Source organism: Pseudomonas sp. IT-P44 (assembly GCF_949768225.1).
Classification (GTDB): domain Bacteria; phylum Pseudomonadota; class Gammaproteobacteria; order Pseudomonadales; family Pseudomonadaceae; genus Aquipseudomonas; species Aquipseudomonas migulae.
In genome coordinates this window covers 223,212-242,222 of sequence record NZ_CATKQM010000079.1, presented here as the reverse complement: position 1 = coordinate 242,222, position 19,011 = coordinate 223,212, and the positions used below count along the sequence as shown (strand labels likewise).

The following is a 19,011-nucleotide window of genomic DNA, read 5'->3' as shown; positions in this document are numbered from 1 at the left end:
GACCACAACAACGGATATATACGCTTAAGTACGCATCCCCCGCCCACTCACCAACAACCGCGCACACCCGATATACAACACCACCGTCGCCACCAGCATGAACGTAATCGCCACACTGATCCTGATGTCCGAAACACCCAAAATCCCGTACCGAAACGCATTGACCATATGCAAAACAGGGTTCGCCAACGACACCGTCTGCCAAAACGGCGGCAACAACGAGATCGAGTAAAACACCCCGCCCAGATAAGTCAGCGGCGTCAGCACAAACGTCGGGATAATCGAAATATCATCAAAGTTGCGCGCAAACACCGCGTTGATGAACCCCAGCAACGAGAAGATCGTCGCCGTCAGCACCACCACCAGAATGGTCACGCCCAGGTGATGCACCTGCAACTTGGTAAAGAACAGCGACAGCAACGTCACAATGATCCCGACCATCAACCCGCGCAGCACACCGCCCAGGGTGTAGCCGATCAGAATCGTGTGCGGCGACACCGGCGACACCATCAGTTCCTCGATGGAACGCTGGAACTTGCTGCCGAAGAAACTCGACACCACGTTGCCGTAGGAGTTGGTGATCACCGACATCATGATCAGCCCCGGCACGATGTACTCCATATAGGTGAAACCACCCATGTCACCGATCTGCCGGCCGATAAGATTGCCGAAGATCACGAAGTACAAAACCATGGTGATCGCAGGCGGCAGCAGCGTCTGCGGCCAGATCCGGGTGAAGCGTTTGACCTCGCGATAAACGATGGTATTGAGCGCGACGAGATTGGGCTGCAGCTCGGAACTCATACCGCCACCTTCGACAGATTTTTCTCCACCAGGGACACGAACAACTCCTCGAGGCGATTGGTTTTGTTACGCAGGCTCAGCACTTCGATGTTCTGCTGCGCCAGTTGAGTGAACAGCGCGGTGATGCCCATGGACTTGTCGACCTGGACTTCAAGGGTATGGCCGTCGAGCAAACGGGTCGGGTAACCCAGCAACTGCGGCGCAACGCTCAGCATGTTTTTCGTGTCGAGCAGGAAGGTTTCCACATGCAGCTGGCCAAGCAGCTGTTTCATGCTGGTGTTCTCGACGATCGTGCCGTGGTCGATGATGCCGATGTTGCGGCACAACTGCTCAGCCTCCTCCAGATAGTGCGTGGTGAGGATGATGGTGATGCCTTTCTGGTTCAGCTCGGTGAGGAACGTCCACATCGAACGACGCAGCTCGATATCGACCCCCGCCGTCGGTTCGTCGAGGATCAGCAGACGCGGTTCGTGAACCAGCGCGCGGGCGATCATCAAGCGACGCTTCATGCCACCGGACAGCGAGCGCGACGGTACATCGCGCTTGTCCCACAAACCGAGTTGGGTCAGGTATTGCTCGGCGCGTTCCTTGGCGATTTTCGGCGGGATGCCGTAATAACCGGCCTGGGTCACGACGATGTCGAAGGTTTTTTCGAACTGGTTGAAGTTGAATTCCTGGGGCACCACGCCGATGGAGCGCTTGAGCTGCGCAGGATTCTTGTCCAGGTCGTTGCCGAAGATATTCACTGTGCCGCTGGTTTTGTTCACCAGGGTCGAGAGAATGCCGATGGTCGTGGATTTGCCGGCGCCGTTGGGGCCGAGCAAGGCGAAAAAGTCACCTTCGGCGACGTCCAGATCGATACCACTCAGGGCCTGGAAACCGTTGCCGTAGGTTTTGGTTAGCTGCCGGATGGACAGAGCGGAACTCATATCGGATTTACGCACCAAGAAGGGAAGAAAGGGATCAATAAGGGCGGGCGGCGAGCATTGCAACCGCGGCGCATGAGCGCAATGGTGCTTGTCGCCGCCACACAAGTACAGTCAAGTGTGTCGATAGTGAGTATTAAGTCAACGCGGTCATAACGGCTTTCTTGTACGCCGCACGCTGCTTCAGCCGTGCGTACCAGGCTTCCAGATGTGGCTGCGGCGCACGCTCGATCGGCATCTCGAACCAGGCATAAGTGAAGCTGCCGAGGGGAATGTCGCCCATGCCGATTTCATCGCCGGACAAGTACGGTTTGGCCGCCAATGCCTGATCGGCCATTGCCAGCAAGCCATTGCACTCTTTGATTGCGGCATTGATGGCGGGCCAGTCCTGCTGGTCCGCCGGTGTGCGCAAGACGCCCCAGAACACGGTGCGGAATGGCCCGGCAAAACTTGAAGTGGTCCAGTCCATCCATTTGTCGGCAGTGGCGCGGGCTTTCAGGTCCGAGGGATACCAGGCGGTGTCGTTGGCGTGGCGAGCCATCAGGTAACGCACGATGGCATTGGATTCCCACAGCACGAAGCCGTCGTCTTCAATCACCGGAACACGACCGTTGGGATTCATCGCACGATACTCGGGCGTATCGACCACACCAAAGGCGCCGCCTGCATCGATGGCTTCATAGGCCAGGCCCAGTTCTTCGGCGGCCCACAAAGGTTTTCTGACATTCGACGAATTTTTCCGACCCCAGATCTTCAGCATGACCGCCTCTTGATAGATGAATGCGCAGGCAGCATACGCCGGATCAGCCGCGACTCAAATCGCTCTGCATGTCCCCCAACAGCTGCGGCAACTGTTCGCTGAACAAGTGCGGATAGCACTTTTCCAGGTGTTCGAAAAAGAACGCCTCCGGCACATCGGTGAACTGACCGTGATCGATCAGGTACTCCATTAATTTCTCGCCGTCACGATTGAACGGGTGGAAAACGCTGTCGTTGATCCCGTCGAATTCCAGCGGCGCAACGTTGAACATTTCGCAGAGTTTCTGGTTGAACGCCGGCGTGGCTTTGACCCAGCGATCGTTCAGGTACAGCTCTGTATAACCATGCATGGCGAACACGTCACTCTTGAGCAATTCCAGCAAACGCGGGGTCGACAAGTGATTGCGCACATCCGCCAGACCGATCCGCGCGGGAATCCCGCAATGCCGCGCCGCACCGGCGAGCAGCGTGGCCTTGGGCACGCAATAACTTTCGCCGGTCGCCAGCGCATAACTGCCGCGCAAGGTCTCTGGATCGCGGCTGAACGTGTAAGGGTTGTAACGCACGGCCTCGCGCACTGCGTAATAGAGATTGATCGCCTGCTCGAGCGGGTCGCGGTTACTGCCGCGATGTTTTTCGGCGAACTCCACCACCGACGGGTGGTCACTATCGATGAAGCGGCCGGGACGCAGATACTCGTGCATGAGGACAATCTCCTGGGGAAGCCACGAGTCTAGCGACAGGTTCAGCACAGAGATAACGACGATTCGGCCAAACATGGACGCTTTGCCGCCCGCCCGGCGAACGATTTGCCCGGCCCGATGCCAATCGGTCCTACAAAACTCATCGAAGGTTTCCCACGATTTCAATCACCTCGCTCTGACCACCCTGTTTTGCGGATGCCGTCTAAGCTCTGAAGGTTGGTTTTGCCCTGGTTTCACGGAGGATTAAATATGCTGCTGTTGTGGATACTGGTTCTGGTTGTCGGGATTGCGTATTTAGCCCACCGCCGTATCGCCCCCCTACCCGCCCTGTGCATCGTTGCCGTTTATGTGGTGGCGATGGGGGCCTTCAGTCGTGCGCCTGGCTGGCTGCTGCTGGTGCTCTGGGTATTGATCGCAGCGGTGGCGGCGCCCTTGTTGCTACCCGACCTGCGCCGCAAATACTTCAGCGCGCCGCTGTTCAACTGGTTCCAGAAAACCCTGCCGCCGATGTCGGAAACCGAGCGCGATGCCATCGACGCCGGCACGGTGTGGTGGGACGGCGAACTGTTCAGCGGCCGTCCGGACTGGGACAAACTGCTGTCCTACCCCAAAGCTCAACTGACCGAAGAGGAACAAGCCTTCATCGATGGCCCGACCGATGAGCTGTGCGCGATGGTCACGGACTGGCAGATCGGCCAGGACATGGACCTGCCGGCCGAAGCCTGGACCCACATCAAGGAAAACGGTTTCTTCGCCCTGATCATTCCCAAGGAATACGGCGGCAAGGGTTTTTCTGCCTACGCCCACTCCCAGGTGGCCATGAAACTGGCGACCCGCAGCGGCGACCTCGCCTCCACTGTAATGGTCCCCAACTCCCTCGGCCCGGCTGAATTGTTGCTGCACTACGGCACCGACGAACAACGCAACCATTACCTGCCACGACTGGCGCGTGGCGATGACATCCCGTGCTTCGCCTTGACCGGACCATTGGCCGGCTCCGACGCCGGCTCGATGCCCGACACCGGGGTCATCTGCAAAGGTGAATGGGAAGGCAAGGAAACCCTCGGCCTGCGCCTGAACTGGGAAAAGCGCTACATCACCCTCGGCCCCGTCGCCACCCTCCTCGGCCTGGCCTTCAAGGCGTATGACCCGGATCACTTGCTGGGCGATGAAGTGGATCTGGGCATCAGCCTCGCGCTGGTCCCGACCGACACCGCCGGTGTCGAGATCGGCCGTCGTCATCTGCCATTGGGCGCAGCCTTCATGAACGGCCCAAACTCCGGCAAGGACGTGTTCATTCCGCTGGACTTCCTCATCGGCGGCCAGGACATGCTGGGCAAAGGCTGGATGATGCTGATGAACTGCCTGTCGGTCGGGCGTTCGATTTCGTTGCCTGCGGTCGGCACCGGCGCGGCGAAGTTCACCAGCCTGGTGACCGGTCAATACGCGCAGATTCGTGAACAGTTCAACGTACCGTTGTCGGCATTTGAAGGTATTCAGGAAGCCATGGCGCGCATCGGCGGCAACGCCTGGATGATGGACGCGGCGCGGATGCTCACCGCCAACGCGGTGGACCTCGGCGAGAAACCGTCGGTGCTGTCGGCGATTCTCAAGTACCACCTTACCGAACGTGGTCGCGAGTGCATCAGCCACGCCATGGATGTGCATGGCGGCAAGGCGATCATCATGGGGCCGAACAATTACCTCGGGCGCAACTGGAATGGCGCGCCGATCTTCATCACCGTCGAAGGCGCGAACATTCTCTCGCGCAACTTGATGATCTTCGGCCAGGGGGCGATTCGCTGCCATCCATTCGTCCTGAAAGAAATGGCCCTCGCCGGGCGTGAAGACAAGGATCAGGCCCTCACCGAATTCGATGGCCTGCTGCTCAAGCACATCGGTTTTGCCGTGAGCAACGCTGCCAGCACACTGGTGCTGAACCTTGGTTTCGGTCAATTCGAACATGCACCGGGAGACAAGCTCAGCCAGGGGTATTTCCGTGCGCTCAACCGTCAGGCGGCTGCGTTCGCCCTGCTCGCGGACTTGAGCATGATGTTGCTGGGCGGTGAACTGAAACGTCGCGAACGTCTGTCGGCACGCCTGGGGGATGTGCTCAGCAACCTGTACCTGGCCTCCGCCGCGCTCAAGCGTTACCACGATCTAGACTCACCGGAACACATGGCGCCGCTGTTTACCTGGGCCATGGAAGAAAGCCTTGGTCAGTCGGAACGCGCGCTGGATGAATTGCTGACCAACTTCCCGAACAAGGTTTTGGGCTGCCTGTTGCGGGTGATTGTGTTCCCGCTCGGTCGCCGTCACAAAGGGCCGTCGGACAAGCTCGGTGCAGAAGTGGCCGCGGTGATTGGCCGGGCCAAGGGCGATCCAACCCTGGAAGAGTTGCTCGGTGGCTGCTTCCGTCCGCAGTCGGCCGATGACGCCGTCGGTGCCCTGCAACACGCGTGCGACCTGTTGAACGCGGTGCAGCCGGTGCAGAAAAAACTCCACATGGCGCTCAAAAGCGGTCAGGTCAAACCGGTTGCCGGGGAAAACGTTATCGACGCCGCGCTGGAGGCTGGCGTGTTGCAGCCGGTGGAAGCGCACAACCTGCGCAATGCCGAAGTGGCGCGGCGCAAGGTGATCGATGTCGATGATTTCGACAAAGAAGAGCTGAAGCTGGCCGAAGGAAAGGTCCGCTGATCCTGCTTGCGATGTAAAAAAGGGCGCAGGAGCTTTATACTCCCGCGCCCGTTTTGCTCTTGAGGACTTATCTCGTGTCCAACATCGTTGCCGATCATCTCGTTTTGCTCGACCACCTGCGCAGTATCCTGGTCGCCGTGGGTGAGGCCGATCAGGTTCCCGAAGAAAGCCATGCCTTGTTCCTGGAGCGCTTCGACGAACTGCGTGCGTTGCTGCCGGTCGACCCGATCGAAAGCCAATACCTGGGCCAGGACATCCTGTGCCAGGTGATCACCCGTTACCCGCAAATCGCTCATCTGGTCCCGCGTGACCTGTTGTGGTATTTCGCCGGTGACTGCCTGCACTACATGCCCGATGATGAAATCGACTTGTATCAGGCGCTGGAAGAACGTCGCTTCGAAGCTGAACAGAACGACGAACCGTTCGACTGGAATCAGGAAAAGCAGTTGCTGGCGATGTCGAACGACGACAGCAAGCACTGATCCCCGGTCAGAAATGCAAAAGGCCCGCATGGTTGAACATGCGGGCCTTTTTTTGTGGCATTGCGCAGTGATGTGGTGTCTGGGCGGACGCCTTCGCGGGCAAGCCTCGCTCCTACAGGTCCTGCACAAAAACCGTAGGAGCGAGCGGTGCGGCGATCCGACTTGCCCGCGAAGAGGCCCGTCAGAGCAACCCATCACTTTCGGGCAATTCGTACTCCGCCGCGACCTTTCCCAACACACCGGGTTTACCCGGCTTGCTCAACGTCGGCTCCTTCCCAAGACATTCCACCAGATAGTCGATCAACACCCGCAGCTTCGGCGGCATGTAACGCGTCGGCGAATGCAGCAACCAGGCCCCGCCGTGGTACGACGCCAGAAACGTCCAGTCCGGCAACACTTGCACAATCAAGCCCTGCTCCAGCGCATAACGCGCGGTGAAGTACGGCAGGCTGCCAATCCCGATGTGCTGCAACACCGCGCCCAGTCGCACACCGGTGTGATTGGCGGCATAACGCCCACGCACACCGACGGTGACGGCCTTGGTGCCTTTCTTGAATTTCCAGCGCGCATCACTCGGGGTCTCGCCCAGGTAGATGCAACTGTGGTTGAGCAAGTCATGGGGATGGGTCGGCGTACCGTGCTCGGCCAGGTACTGCGGGGTGGCGCAGAGCAAATGGTCGATGGTCAGCAATTGCCGCCCGACCAGCCCGGCGGGCGGCCGATCAGTGATACGAATCGCCAGATCGACGTTGTCGTCGATCAAATCCACCTGACGGTCTTCGAGTAACAGTTCCACATCCACTTTGGGATAACGCCGCAGAAATTCCGGCATATGCGGGTGAATCACGAATCGTCCTACGGCTTTGGGCACGCTGACTCGCACCAGACCTTCCGCTTCATGGGTGAACTGACCGCTGATTTCCATCACCGACTTGGCTGCGCTGACCATCTCCTGGCAACGCTTGAATACTTCCTCGCCACCGTCGCTCAGCCGCAGTTTGCGCGTAGTGCGTTGCAACAGGCGCGTGGCGAGTGCCTTCTCCAGACGCGAGATGCTGCGACTGACCGCCGACGGTGAAGAACCCAGCTGACGCGCCGCTTCGGAGAAACTGCCGGTCTCGACAACCTTGACGAATATCGCCATTTCACCGAGCAACGGCAGAGGAAGATTTATGCTCACAGCGCAACAGTCCTTTGATGTTTGAACGGATTATCACCCAATTCCACGCTTCATATAATAAAAAACAAAATTTTTAATGAGGACATGGAATATGACGCTTCGCCTCTTTTTCCATAGTGATGACCTCAAGGCTAACGTGGAAGTCCTCGATTGCACGCCGCACGAGAACGAATTCGCTGTGGTGCTACGCGCCACACTCTTCCACCCTCAGGGTGGTGGACAACCCTTTGACACCGGCTGGATCGGCGAAAGCCAGGTACTGCGCGTGGTCCAGGACCCGGACCGGATCATCCATTTCGTCGATCGCCCCGTCCCTCTCGGCATGACCCAGATTCGCATCGATGAGCAACGTCGCCAGTTCAACGCACGGATGCATTCCGCCGGCCATCTGATCGGCCATTTCGTCCAGGCCATGGGCTGGATGCCGATCAAGGCGCATCACTGGCCGGGCGAGGGACGCGTGCAGTTCAAACCGGTGGATTGCGCGCAGGAGGTTGACGCCCGGACCATCGAGTCCGGCATTGAACAATGGATCGCCCACGACCTGCCGCGCCTGACTTCGCTGCGCGAAGGCGCCCGGGAAATCGGTTTCGGTGAACTGCCCGCCTACGGCTGCGGCGGCACCCATGTACGTAGCCTGAAGGAATTGGGCACGGTCACGATCGCTTCCGTTTCGCAGAAGAAAGGAACGCTGTCAGTCCACTACAGCGTGGACTGAGCATTTGGACGATGCCGATTCCGGCATCGCCTGGCGCCGGGGGGCCTGCATTCGCGGGTTCCGTTGACTATCCGATAGATGGACCTGAACCATGATGCTTGACGTCGAGCGTCTCGATGAGACGTGCATAAAAAAACTGGCCAACGAAGAAGTCCTCGCCATCCGGGTCAAAAGTTTCCTGGCCCCGCCGCTGGCGATTCAGATCGGCGACAAGATTCTCGAGCCCGGTTTCGAAGGCTATATCAACGCACCGAGCATCGGTCGTATCGGCATGGCGTTTTATGAGGCTGAAAACCAGCCACTGCTGATCGAAGACTATTTCGAACGCGCCACGCGCAACATCGCGGAACTGCGCAACCGTTGCGCGCCCTACTCGTCCCCGGTCGACACCCTGCGCTGCATGCTCGATGAGTCCTGGCCGGCAGGTGCGCATCTGGAAAACCTCTACGGCCGCAAGATGTATGTCGGCTTGTCCCGAGTGGTGAAACCCGGCGTGTGCTTTCTGGCCCACCACGACATCTTCGCCAAGGACGCTCCCGACAGTTACCAGGCCAGAAGCCTCGATGCGCAATTCGCCTGCAATGTTTACCTGAACATGCCCACCGAAGGCGGCGCGCTGCAGATGTGGGACCACGACATTTCTCCCGACCAGTTCGACGAAATGCGTGGCGACAGTTACGGCATCGATCCGGCGTTGCTCGGCACTCCGATCCTGGAGGTCCTTCCGCAACCTGGTGATTTCATCATGTTCAATTCGCGCTGCATGCACTCGGTGACACCGGGCGTGGCCGATCCGCGCCTGAGCCTTTCTTTCTTTGTCGGCTATCGCGGCAATGCTTCACCCCTTACTTTCTGGAGTTGAGATGCAGTTTTCGAATTACCTGGGCGAATTCCTGGCGCTGGCGACAATTCACTTTCTGGCCGTGGTCGCCCCCGGACCGGACTTTGCGGTCACCATCCGCCAGAGCGTGCGTTTCGGTCGGTGGGTAGGCATCTGTACGGCGCTGGGCATTGGCGCTGGCATTTCCGTGCACGTGCTTTACACCCTGCTTGGCGTCGGCGCGCTGATGCACACCACGCCCTGGCTGCTGACTGTGGCCAAGGTGATCGGCGGTGCCTACATTTTGTACCTGGGTGTGAGCCTGTTGCGCAGCAAGCCCAAATCCGCGCTGGAGGGTGATAAAGAAGCCGACGAGCCGGTCGTCGAACAAACACTGCTGAAGGCGTTCACCACCGGGTTTCTGACCAACGCGACCAATCCCAAGGCCACGCTGTTTTTCCTGGCGATCTTCACCACCCTCATCAGCGCCACGACCCCGCTGAACATTCAGGCGCTTTACGGCCTCTGGATGTGTTTCGTGAACGCACTGTGGTTTGTCATCGTTGCCCTGTTCTTCTCCAGCAGCCGGGTGCGCGTGCTGTTCATGCGCATGGGGCATTGGTTCGAACGCACCATGGGGGTGATTCTGATCCTGTTCGCCGGGCGCCTGATTCTGTCGATGTAAAAACCCGCCCACGCAAAAGGCCCGCTCAGTCTGACTGGCGGGCCTTTTTTTTGGCTTGGATATAAATTTTGCACAAACAAAAACGCCGCTCAATGAGCGGCGTTTTTGTGAAATTGGAGCGGGAAACGAGACTCGAACTCGCGACCCCGACCTTGGCAAGGTCGTGCTCTACCAACTGAGCTATTCCCGCAAATGGCGTCCCCTAGGGGACTCGAACCCCTGTTACCGCCGTGAAAGGGCGGTGTCCTAGGCCACTAGACGAAGGGGACACGCTGCCCGGAACACATGGTGTGTGTTTCGGTGCCCAGACCCGCATCCGAAGACTTGGTTCTGGTTTCACTCAGCCCTGCCCGAAAGCAACGCTGTTTAAAATTGGAGCGGGAAACGAGACTCGAACTCGCGACCCCGACCTTGGCAAGGTCGTGCTCTACCAACTGAGCTATTCCCGCATATTGGCGTCCCCTAGGGGACTCGAACCCCTGTTACCGCCGTGAAAGGGCGGTGTCCTAGGCCACTAGACGAAGGGGACACACGTACAACATTCACTCCCTACCGCGTTTCGCTGTGTGCTTTACGCTGTAAGTGGCGCGCATTCTATGGATGGATTGAGGGGTCGTCAACCCCCAGATATAAATTTATTTAAATCAATGACTTCGCCCTGCTTTAAGCAGCGAATACGGCTTTTTGCTCGCCCTGTGTTTGACGCCTATATTCTGACACCCGCCAAGACGTTATAGTCCACCCACGCAACAGATGATGGCAATGTGCACCAAGCACACTATTACTTATATAAGCAGGTTTGCGGTCGATACAGGCATAAGCCTGTTCGTTTCAACCCGTCGAGCGGCCCTATGCGCTCCCCTGCCAAGCCACTACACTCGCACGCGAATCCCATAAAGAGGTCTTACCGGTGACACCACTCATGATCACCCTGCTAGTCGTAGCCGGGATCGCACTATTGATCGCCATTGGGTACATGAACCATGTGGTGGAAAACAACAAACTGGAAAAGGCCCGCACCAAGGTTGAGCTCAACGACCGCCTGCGTCGCTGTGGCGAAATTACCGAAACGTTCCCTGGCCAGCTGATGACTCCGGCTCTCAAGCTGTTGTTGACTCGCCTGGAACTGAACGTCTGCCAGCGCCTGTTGAATCTGGAAAAATCCAGCGCCAACCTCAAGGTGCGGATCAGCGAACTGAACACCCTTGTCGCGCAGGGCGAATCGATCCCGGTCAACAACCCGCCGGCACCAATCCAGACCGAAGCCAAGGCCAAGGATGTACGCTTCCTGCTCGAGGCCCTGCACGGTCAGATCACCCGCGCGGCACAGGACGGTTTCCTGCCAACCAACGAAGCCAAACGCTGGATCCGCGAAGTTCGCCACATCCTGGTTCTGTTGCACATCGAATTCTTCAACAACCTCGGCCAGCACGCCCTGCAACAAAACCAGCCTGGCCAGGCTCGCCTGGCGTTCGAACGTGGTGTGCAATACCTGCGCAAACAACAGGAACCTCAGGTCTACGCCGAACAACTCGAATACCTGGAAAAGCTCCTGGCCCGTGCGAATGCACAAGTCATGGACAAAACTGCGCCGGCTGAAGGCGAAGTGAACCAATTGACCGAAGGCCTCAAAGACGTCGAGGCGGATGCGGACTGGAAGAAGAGAGTGATTTACGACTGATCACGCAAAGATGAAGAGCCACCGACAAGGTGGCTTTTTTTTGCGTTGGGTTTTAGCGGCGGGTACATCCGGGGAAGATTGGGCGGCTGTCAGGCCGTCATCGCTGGCAAGCCAGCGCCTACAAAGGGCGTGGTATATCCGCGAGAATCAGGTCGGTTGTCAGGCTGCCATCGCCGGAACGCCGCCCGCAGCAAGCCGGCTCCTACAAAGGGCGTGGTACATCCGCGAGAATCAGGTCGGTTGTCAGGCCGTCATCGCTGGCAAGCCAGTTCCTACAAAGGGCGTGGTACATCCGCGAGAATCAGGTCGGTAGTCAGGCCGCCATCGCCAGCAAGCCGGCTCCTACAAGGGCGCGGTACATCCGTGAGAATCAGGTCGGTTGTCAGGCCGTCATCGCCGGCAAGCCGGCTCCTACAAAGGGCGTGGTACATCCGTGAGAATCAGGTCGGTTGTCAGGCCGTCATCGTCGGAACGCCGCCCGCAGCAAGCCGGCTCCTACAATGTATCGGCGTACCCCAACCAAACCACGAGGCCGAGCGTTAGCTCGCCTTGCGCTTTTGATTTTGATCTGCCCGCCCCTTCGGGAGGCTGAGTGGAGGTTCTGCGCAGTGGGCAACCCGGCATGGATGCCGGGTTAGCCGCGCACGGCCAGGGATGGCCGATCGCGGCGGGCCCACGGAGCGGGACCGGAGCGAGGGAACGCCGAGCCTTAGCGAGGGGCCGGACGCCGGGGCGAGACCTTTTGGTTCCTTTTGGGGCGTTTGCCAAAAGGGACTCGCCGTAAGGGCGAAACCGTGAGCGGCCGTTACACCAAGAATGGATATGTACACCAACAAGAGATAGGTCGGCTGTCAGGCCGCCATCGCCAGCAAGCCAGCTCCTACAAGGGCCATACCGATCAGAGCCGGAAATGCCCGACCATCCCCTTCAACTCAACCCCCAACTGCGCCAACTCGATACTCGACGCCGCATTCCCCTGCATCGCCAACGAAGACTGATCCGCACTCGCACGAATACTGGTCACACTGCGATTGATCTCCTCAGCCACAGAACTCTGCTCCTCCGCAGCCGCTGCAATCTGCTGGTTCATCTGCTGAATCAACGACACCGCCGCAGCAATACTGCCCAAGGCACTTTCGGTCTGAAGCGCATCACTGACCGCCAGTTTCACCAATTCGCCACTGCTCTGAATCTGATGCACCGACGACTGTGCCGCCGAACGCAAAGCGCTGACCAGACGCTCAATCTCCTCGGTCGATTGCTGGGTCCGCTTCGCCAGGGCCCGCACTTCATCGGCGACCACCGCAAACCCCCTGCCCTGCTCGCCGGCCCGTGCCGCCTCGATGGCCGCGTTCAGCGCCAACAAGTTGGTCTGCTCAGCCACACTCTTGATCACGCTGAGCACCGTGCCGATATTCTGGATCTCCGCACTCAGGCTCTCGATGCTGGAACTGGCCGAGGACGCCGAGTCGGCCAGCTGTTCGATCCGCGCCATGCTCTGGCGCACCACCACCTGGCCACTTTCAACCTTGTCGTCCGCCGTCTGCGCAGCCTGGGCAGCTTCTTCCGCGTTACGTGCAACATCATGCACGGTGGCGGTCATCTGGTTCATTGCAGTTGCGACCTGCTCGGTTTCTTCTTTCTGACTGCTGACTTCAAGATTGGTCTGTTCGGTCACCGCCGACAGCGATTGCGCGGAACTGGCCAATTGCTCGATACCCGCCTGCAAACCGCTGACAATGCTGCTGAGCCCCGCGCCCATTTGCTGCATGGCCTGCATCAGTTGGCCGATCTCGTCCCGGCGGGTCACTTCAACCGTCGCACTCAAATCGCCCGCGGCAATCTGCTGAGCCACACGGATCACACTGCGCAACGGCCCCACAATCAATCGGGTAATCACCCACGCCGCAATCAGCCCGACCAGCAAGGCCAGGGCCGATGAACCGATAATCAGCAGCGAATTCTTTTTCAGCTCGGTCTGCATCGACTGGTCTTCGGCGACATAGGCCTGATCCACCCGCTCCACCACCTGCGCGGCGCGCTGATGCAGCTGTTCATAGACGGTTTTTTCCTGCGCCAGCAGGCCGGTGTACTCGGCAAGTTTTTCGCTGAAACCGCCAATGTGCCCAACCACCTCATTGAGGACCGTCTGGTAGCCCTCGTCCTTGACCGTGGTTTTCAACTGCTCGGCCTGAGCCAGCGCCTGGTCGGCCTGCTCGATCTTGCCTTGGCTGGCACTGTCATCGCCCTTGCGACTCTGGTCCAGACGCACGCGCGCCTCGTTCATGGCTTGCAACATCAGCCGCGACACCTGGCTGACCTGATTGGCCTGTTCGATGAACTGGCTGCCGTCCTTGCCCTCGGAGTCCTTCAAGGTATAAGCGCCATCGTCGGCGAGACCGGCCTGCAACACATCAAGGTTGTTGGCCACGCTGGACACCGACCAACTGGCCATTTCCAGCGCCAGGTCCTTGGCCTGACTCAGCGAGACAAACTCGTCAAACGCCTTGCGGTAAGCTCCCAGCGATTGCTCGACGTCGTTCATCACCGGAACGTTGGCCGGTGATTGCGCCTTGAGCTGGTTCGCCAGGACAACCAGGCCCTCAACGCCCTCGTGCAACGCAGTGACGATTTTCGGGTTGCCGTGCAAGGCGTATTCCTGCTCAAGCAACCGCACCTTGAGCAGGCCACTGTTGAGCGACGACATCTGTTTGAGCCCGTCGAAACGCTGGCTGATGGTTTGCAGGGACCATACGCCGATGGCCGCCACCAGGGCTGTCAACAACAGCACCAGCAGAAACCCGACACCCAGTTTTTTTGCCATACCGAGGTTGGCAAAACGTCCTTGCACGGCCGAAATCATTGCACTTAGTCCCCTGACATAGTCTGTTAACGCAGATTCGCAACGGGCCTGTGTCAACACAAGTCTCTGGCGTCGGAATAATGGCAAAAAGCTACGCCAACGTCGTTTTCAGAACGCTTGAGGTCGATTCAAAGCGGTGGCTTGAAAAAACGCCCGGGCTCGCGGATCACAGGCATAGGCCACATTGATACGCTGCCAGTCACCGGCCTCGCCGGCGGGACTGAAGGCTGTCGCGCAAGACAGCAGGACACCATAGCGCCGAGCCTGTGTCCGCAGGTGAGCGTAGTCGGACTTGCGCGATCGCGCCCAGATGAACAGGCCCCCGACGGGTTTACCGAAGACCTCCCACTCGGCGTCTTCCAGCATCTGCAATGCGGCCTCTCGGTCACCGCTCAGACGTTGCCGCAGGCGCAGCACCAACTTGCGATAGGCACCGCTCGCCAACAGGCAGGCCAGCACCGACTCGCAAAACCCGGAAGTACCCAGGCTGCTGATCCTCTTGACCTCGGCCAGCCTTGAAATGACTTCCGCGCCAGCCACTACAAAGCCGACCCGCAACGAACTGCTGAGAATCTTGGAATAGCTGCCGAGGTAAATCACGTTGTCATCGGTCTCCAGGGCAGCGAGCCGCACGCCCGGGCCACTGTGCAAATCCGCGTAGACATCGTCTTCGATCACCAGCGCGCCATGGGTTTTCGCCAGTTGCAGGACCCGCTCCGCCACCGCCGGAGCCAGGCTGCTGCCCGTCGGGTTGTGATAGAAGCTGTTGATGAACAATGCCCGGGGCTTGTTCTCCCGCAGCAGTACCGTGAGCGCTTCGATGTCCGGCCCGCGCGGCGTGCGCGGTACTTCGAGCATGTTGACACCGCGCAGCCTGAGCAACTCGAACAGCAAGGAGTAACCGGGGCTTTCTACCACCACGCAATCACCTGGCTTGAGCAAGGTGCGCACGATCAGGTCAAGTCCCTGACTGGCGCCCGCCGTTGTCATGATTCGACTTTCTTCTGCGGCGATATCCAGCAGCCTCAAGCGCTTGAGGATTTGCTGACGCAACGCCCGCAAACCCAACGGCGTGCTGTAGTTGAACAGCGCAGCCATGTCCGTGCGACTGACCTCACGGATCGCGTAGCTCAGGTCGTCGGTTTCACGCCAGCTTTCGGGAAGCCCGCCACTCCCCAGCGGCAGCTCACCCTCCCTGCTGCGTGAATTGACCTCTGTACCTTCTGACCACGGCGAGTCCGCAGCGACCAACGCCGGGGTTGCGACGACGAACCCCGCGCCATGACGTGGCGCCAGCATGCCTTGGGCCACCAGCCGCTCACAGGCCTCAACGACGCTGGTCTGACTGAGCAAGTTGACCCGTGCGATTTGCCGCGCAGAAGGCAAACGCGTCCCCGCCTCTATTTCGCTCTGACGCAGCCAGCAAGCCAGCGCGTCGACGATTTGCTGTACGACCGGCACCATTGCCTGTCGATCGATTCTCAATTCCATGAGCAAGCAAACTCCTGTTTGTTTCGCGGAAAACAGTTAATCACAGCAACGCGGGATGGGCTGTGCGACAACGCCGCCAAAACTCACGGATCTAACCATTTGAAACACATTGCCCGAGCCATTCCCCAGGCAAAAAAAAACCCGCACACGTGGCGGGTTTTCTTGCGGTGCATGGCCCGGCTTCAGAACGCCGTGACGCCACCGTCCACCGCCAGCGAATGACCGGTGGTGAACGCGGCACCGTCGCTGCACAGGTACAGCACGGCACTGGCGATTTCTTCGACCTTGCCGATGCGACCCACCGGGTGCATGGCGCTGGCGAACTCGCCCTTCTTCGGATCCGCTTCATAGGCGCGGCGGAACATGTCGGTGTCGATCACCGCCGGGCACACCGCGTTCACGCGAATCTTTTTCTTGGCGTATTCGATTGCCGCCGATTTGGTCAGGCCGATCACCGCGTGCTTCGACGCCGCATAGATGCTCATCTTCGGCGCGGCACCGAGGCCTGCCACCGAAGCCGTGTTGACGATCGCACCACCGCCCTGAGCCAGCAACAACGGCAGCTGATACTTCATGCACAGCCAGACGCCTTTGACGTTGACGCCCATGATCGCGTCGAATTCGTCGACCGTGCCTTCGGCCAGTTTGCCTTTCTCGATTTCAATGCCCGCGTTATTGAAGGCGTAGTCGAGACGGCCGTAGGTATTCACCACTTCGTCCATCAGATTTTTTACATCGCTTTCCAGGGTGACGTTGCAACGCACGAAGGTCGCTTCGCCGCCCGCCGTACGAATCAGCGCCACGGTGCCTTCACCGCCTGCGGTGTCCATGTCGGCCACCACCACTTTCAACCCTTCGGCAGCGAACGCTTGGGCGGTCGCGCGGCCGATACCATTGGCGGCGCCCGTGACTACAGCGACCTGGCCGGAAAACGTCATGCTCATTGTGATGCCCTCGAAGTGAAGAATGTGCAGGTTAGCGTGCGACCAGTCTAGCCACAGGCACGACCCGCGCGGCAGCACTATCAGAAGCCCGGTTAAGTGACCATGAGTTGCAGTGATAAAACCACCAGACCGACTATCACTGCACTGGATCGATGTGCATTCGCCGCATCAGCCAAACTTGCGGGGTCGTCCATGAAGGTCTATCAACAAGTCTTCATTCATCTTGAGTGCCTGTCATGACTACCCAGACCAATCGCCAGTTCCTGCTCGCCAAACGTCCGGTGGGCGCGGCGACCCGCGAGACATTTACCTATCAGCAAGTCCCGGTCGGCGAACCGGCCACGGGTCAGATCCTGGTCAAAAACGAATACCTGTCCCTGGACCCGGCCATGCGTGGCTGGATGAACGAGGGCAAGTCCTACATCCCGCCGGTCGGTATCGGCGAAGTCATGCGCGCACTGGGCGTAGGCAAAGTCGTGGCATCCAGCCATCCGGGGTTTGCGGTCGGGGACTACGTCAACGGCGCCCTGGGTGTGCAGGATTACTTCCTCGGCGAGCCGCGCGGCTTCTATAAAGTCGATCCGAAACTGGCACCGCTGCCACGTTACTTGTCCGCGCTGGGCATGACCGGGATGACGGCCTACTTCGCCCTGCTCGATGTCGGCGCACCGAAGGAAGGTGACACCGTGGTGCTTTCCGGCGCGGCCGGTGCGGTAGGCAGCATCGCCGGGCAGATCGCCAAGATCAAAGGCTGCCGCGTGATCGGCATCGCGGGCGGCGCGGACAAGTGCAAGTTCCTGATCGACGAACTGGGTTTTGACGGTGCCATCGATTACAAGAGCGAAGACGTCGTCGCCGGCCTCAAGCGCGAATGCCCGAAAGGTGTGGACGTGTATTTCGATAACGTCGGCGGCGATATTCTCGACGCCGTGCTGAGCCGTCTCAACCTGAAGGCACGGGTGGTGATTTGCGGCGCCATCAGCCAGTACAACAACAAGGAAGCAGTCAAAGGGCCGGCCAACTATTTGTCGCTGCTGGTTAACCGCGCACGCATGGAAGGCTTTGTGGTGATGGACTACGCCGCGCAGTTCGCAGCGGCCGGGCAGGAAATGGCCGGGTGGATGGCCAAGGGGCAGCTCAAGAGCAAGGAAGACATTGTCGAAGGGCTGGAGACGTTCCCGGAGACGCTGATGAAGTTATTCAGCGGCGAGAATTTCGGCAAGTTGGTGTTGAAGGTTTAAAAAGCTTCGCGGGCAAGCCTCGCTCCTACAGGTCAGTGTCGTTCGCGAAGTACGTGCACGACACTGACCTGTAGGAGCGAGGCTTGCCCGCGAATGGTTTTAGCAGGCGCCGCTTAAGCGATTTCGGCTACGACGTCAGCCAACGCCTTGGCCGGATCCGCCGCCTGGCTGATCGGACGGCCGATCACCAGGTAATCGGAACCGGCATCCAGTGCCTGACGCGGCGTCAGAATGCGGCGCTGATCGTCATGGGCGCTGCCCGCCGGACGAATCCCCGGAGTCACCAGTTGCAACGACGGGTGAGCCGATTTCAAGGCCTGGGCTTCCAGCGCCGAGCACACCAGACCGTCCATCCCGGCTTTTTCCGCCAGCGCAGCCAGGCGCAACACTTGTTCCTGCGGTTCGATATCCAGACCGATGCCGGCCAGATCTTCACGCTCCATGCTGGTCAGCACGGTCACGCCAATCAGCAGCGGTTTCGGGCCGGTGCGCTGATCGAGCACTTCACGGCAAGCCGCCATCATGCGCAGACCACCGGAGCAGTGCACGTTAACCATCCACACGCCCATTTCCGCCGCGGCTTTTACCGCCATGGCGGTGGTGTTCGGGATGTCGTGGAACTTGAGGTCCAGGAACACTTCGAAACCCTTGTCGCGCAAGGTGCCGACGATTTCCGACGCGCAGCTGGTGAACAGTTCCTTGCCGACTTTGACCCGGCACAGTTTCGGGTCCAACTGGTCGGCCAGCTTCAGTGCTGCGTCACGGGTGGGGAAATCCAGGGCGACGATGATAGGAGTCTGGCAGACGGACATGTGCGGGCTCTCAGGCAGGACGAAATCGGCGCGCATTGTAGCGGAACCAGCGCGGCTGCGGGACCCGATGATCGGTAAATCGTCGTCGGCGCTCAGCCAAGCCTAGCCCTTTCGCCGATTGTGTCGAGACCGATACACTCACGACACGCCCACAACACCCTTCCCCGCTACCCTCGGCAGCCGCAACACGTCCTTACAGCACTT

Annotated in this window: 16 protein-coding genes, 4 tRNA genes and 1 pseudogene; 7 read left to right on the top strand and 14 right to left on the bottom strand. The window is 59.3% G+C overall.

Features of this window, described 5'->3' with window-relative positions; all coding sequences use genetic code 11:
• Positions 1 to 24 precede the first annotated feature (24 nt).
• From ACM6IO_RS27885 to ACM6IO_RS27870, 4 genes are all read right to left on the bottom strand, one after another.
• A complete protein-coding gene (locus ACM6IO_RS27885) occupies positions 25 to 804 on the bottom strand; it encodes an ABC transporter permease (protein ID WP_414912609.1) in 780 nt (259 codons plus the stop codon).
• Positions 801 to 1,733 (bottom strand): ABC transporter ATP-binding protein, encoded by a 933-nt coding sequence (locus ACM6IO_RS27880; protein ID WP_008032944.1) that lies wholly within the window; start codon positions 1,731 to 1,733, stop codon positions 801 to 803. The genes ACM6IO_RS27885 and ACM6IO_RS27880 overlap by 4 nt, the downstream gene beginning before the upstream one ends.
• Before the next feature lie 133 nt (positions 1,734 to 1,866).
• Entirely contained in the window at positions 1,867 to 2,490 is a 624-nt protein-coding gene (locus ACM6IO_RS27875; RefSeq protein ID WP_414912608.1) for a glutathione S-transferase family protein, read from the bottom strand.
• Between the two features lie 43 nt (positions 2,491 to 2,533).
• Positions 2,534 to 3,193 carry a transglutaminase-like domain-containing protein gene (locus tag ACM6IO_RS27870; protein WP_223416553.1) on the bottom strand — a complete coding sequence of 220 codons (660 nt, stop codon included), beginning with the start codon at positions 3,191 to 3,193 and terminating at the stop codon, positions 2,534 to 2,536.
• 249 nt (positions 3,194 to 3,442) lie between these two features.
• Between ACM6IO_RS27870 and ACM6IO_RS27865 the strand changes: the two genes are divergently transcribed.
• Complete coding sequence (locus tag ACM6IO_RS27865) at positions 3,443 to 5,890, top strand: acyl-CoA dehydrogenase (protein WP_414912607.1); 2,448 nt, start codon at positions 3,443 to 3,445, stop codon at positions 5,888 to 5,890.
• A gap of 74 nt (positions 5,891 to 5,964) precedes the next feature.
• Entirely contained in the window at positions 5,965 to 6,372 is a 408-nt protein-coding gene (locus tag ACM6IO_RS27860) for a PA2817 family protein (RefSeq protein ID WP_008032949.1), read from the top strand.
• Positions 6,373 to 6,553: 181 nt separating this feature from the next.
• On the opposite strand, the gene ACM6IO_RS27855 is transcribed toward ACM6IO_RS27860, so the two are convergent.
• A complete protein-coding gene (locus ACM6IO_RS27855) occupies positions 6,554 to 7,552 on the bottom strand; it encodes a LysR family transcriptional regulator (RefSeq protein WP_192227921.1) in 999 nt (332 codons plus the stop codon).
• A 91-nt stretch (positions 7,553 to 7,643) separates the two neighbouring features.
• On the opposite strand from ACM6IO_RS27855, the gene ACM6IO_RS27850 reads away from it, so the two are divergent.
• From ACM6IO_RS27850 to ACM6IO_RS27840, 3 genes are all read left to right on the top strand, one after another.
• Positions 7,644 to 8,270, top strand: a complete 627-nt coding sequence (locus tag ACM6IO_RS27850) for an alanyl-tRNA editing protein (RefSeq protein WP_207286710.1) — start codon at positions 7,644 to 7,646, stop codon at positions 8,268 to 8,270.
• A 91-nt stretch (positions 8,271 to 8,361) separates the two neighbouring features.
• The gene (locus tag ACM6IO_RS27845) at positions 8,362 to 9,132 is read left to right on the top strand and encodes a 2OG-Fe(II) oxygenase (protein ID WP_008032955.1); all 771 of its coding nucleotides are present in this window, start codon (positions 8,362 to 8,364) and stop codon (positions 9,130 to 9,132) included.
• A gap of 1 nt (position 9,133) precedes the next feature.
• Complete coding sequence (locus ACM6IO_RS27840) at positions 9,134 to 9,775, top strand: LysE family translocator (protein WP_008032957.1); 642 nt, start codon at positions 9,134 to 9,136, stop codon at positions 9,773 to 9,775.
• Positions 9,776 to 9,889: 114 nt separating this feature from the next.
• Here ACM6IO_RS27840 and ACM6IO_RS27835 read toward each other — a convergent pair.
• The 4 genes from ACM6IO_RS27835 to ACM6IO_RS27820 all read right to left on the bottom strand — a co-directional run bounded on the left by ACM6IO_RS27835 (position 9,890) and on the right by ACM6IO_RS27820 (position 10,304).
• Positions 9,890 to 9,965 (bottom strand) — tRNA-Gly (locus ACM6IO_RS27835).
• Positions 9,966 to 9,968: 3 nt separating this feature from the next.
• Positions 9,969 to 10,044, bottom strand: a tRNA-Glu gene (locus ACM6IO_RS27830).
• A gap of 104 nt (positions 10,045 to 10,148) precedes the next feature.
• A tRNA-Gly gene (locus ACM6IO_RS27825) sits at positions 10,149 to 10,224 on the bottom strand.
• A gap of 4 nt (positions 10,225 to 10,228) precedes the next feature.
• Positions 10,229 to 10,304: transfer RNA gene (locus ACM6IO_RS27820), tRNA-Glu, on the bottom strand.
• Positions 10,305 to 10,697: 393 nt separating this feature from the next.
• Between ACM6IO_RS27820 and ACM6IO_RS27815 the strand changes: the two genes are divergently transcribed.
• Positions 10,698 to 11,456 (top strand): hypothetical protein, encoded by a 759-nt coding sequence (locus ACM6IO_RS27815; protein WP_032832315.1) that lies wholly within the window; start codon positions 10,698 to 10,700, stop codon positions 11,454 to 11,456.
• An 898-nt stretch (positions 11,457 to 12,354) separates the two neighbouring features.
• On the opposite strand, the gene ACM6IO_RS27810 is transcribed toward ACM6IO_RS27815, so the two are convergent.
• From ACM6IO_RS27810 to ACM6IO_RS27795, 4 genes and pseudogenes are all read right to left on the bottom strand, one after another.
• The gene (locus ACM6IO_RS27810) at positions 12,355 to 13,218 is read right to left on the bottom strand and encodes a methyl-accepting chemotaxis protein (RefSeq protein WP_414912612.1); all 864 of its coding nucleotides are present in this window, start codon (positions 13,216 to 13,218) and stop codon (positions 12,355 to 12,357) included.
• Positions 13,216 to 13,440, bottom strand: a pseudogene (locus tag ACM6IO_RS27805) (HAMP domain-containing protein); the annotation flags it as partial. The gene ACM6IO_RS27810 and the pseudogene ACM6IO_RS27805, both read right to left, overlap by 3 nt.
• A gap of 987 nt (positions 13,441 to 14,427) precedes the next feature.
• Positions 14,428 to 15,810 carry a PLP-dependent aminotransferase family protein gene (locus ACM6IO_RS27800; protein WP_414912606.1) on the bottom strand — a complete coding sequence of 461 codons (1,383 nt, stop codon included), beginning with the start codon at positions 15,808 to 15,810 and terminating at the stop codon, positions 14,428 to 14,430.
• 182 nt (positions 15,811 to 15,992) lie between these two features.
• On the bottom strand, positions 15,993 to 16,754 hold the full coding sequence (locus ACM6IO_RS27795) for an SDR family oxidoreductase (protein ID WP_008041586.1): 762 nt from the start codon (positions 16,752 to 16,754) through the stop codon (positions 15,993 to 15,995).
• Positions 16,755 to 16,990: 236 nt separating this feature from the next.
• On the opposite strand from ACM6IO_RS27795, the gene ACM6IO_RS27790 reads away from it, so the two are divergent.
• The gene (locus tag ACM6IO_RS27790) at positions 16,991 to 17,995 is read left to right on the top strand and encodes an NADP-dependent oxidoreductase (protein WP_192227925.1); all 1,005 of its coding nucleotides are present in this window, start codon (positions 16,991 to 16,993) and stop codon (positions 17,993 to 17,995) included.
• A gap of 113 nt (positions 17,996 to 18,108) precedes the next feature.
• Here ACM6IO_RS27790 and pyrF read toward each other — a convergent pair whose 3' ends face one another.
• Positions 18,109 to 18,807, bottom strand: a complete 699-nt coding sequence (gene pyrF, locus ACM6IO_RS27785; protein WP_414912605.1) for an orotidine-5'-phosphate decarboxylase — start codon at positions 18,805 to 18,807, stop codon at positions 18,109 to 18,111.
• Between the last annotated feature and the right edge of the window lie 204 nt (positions 18,808 to 19,011).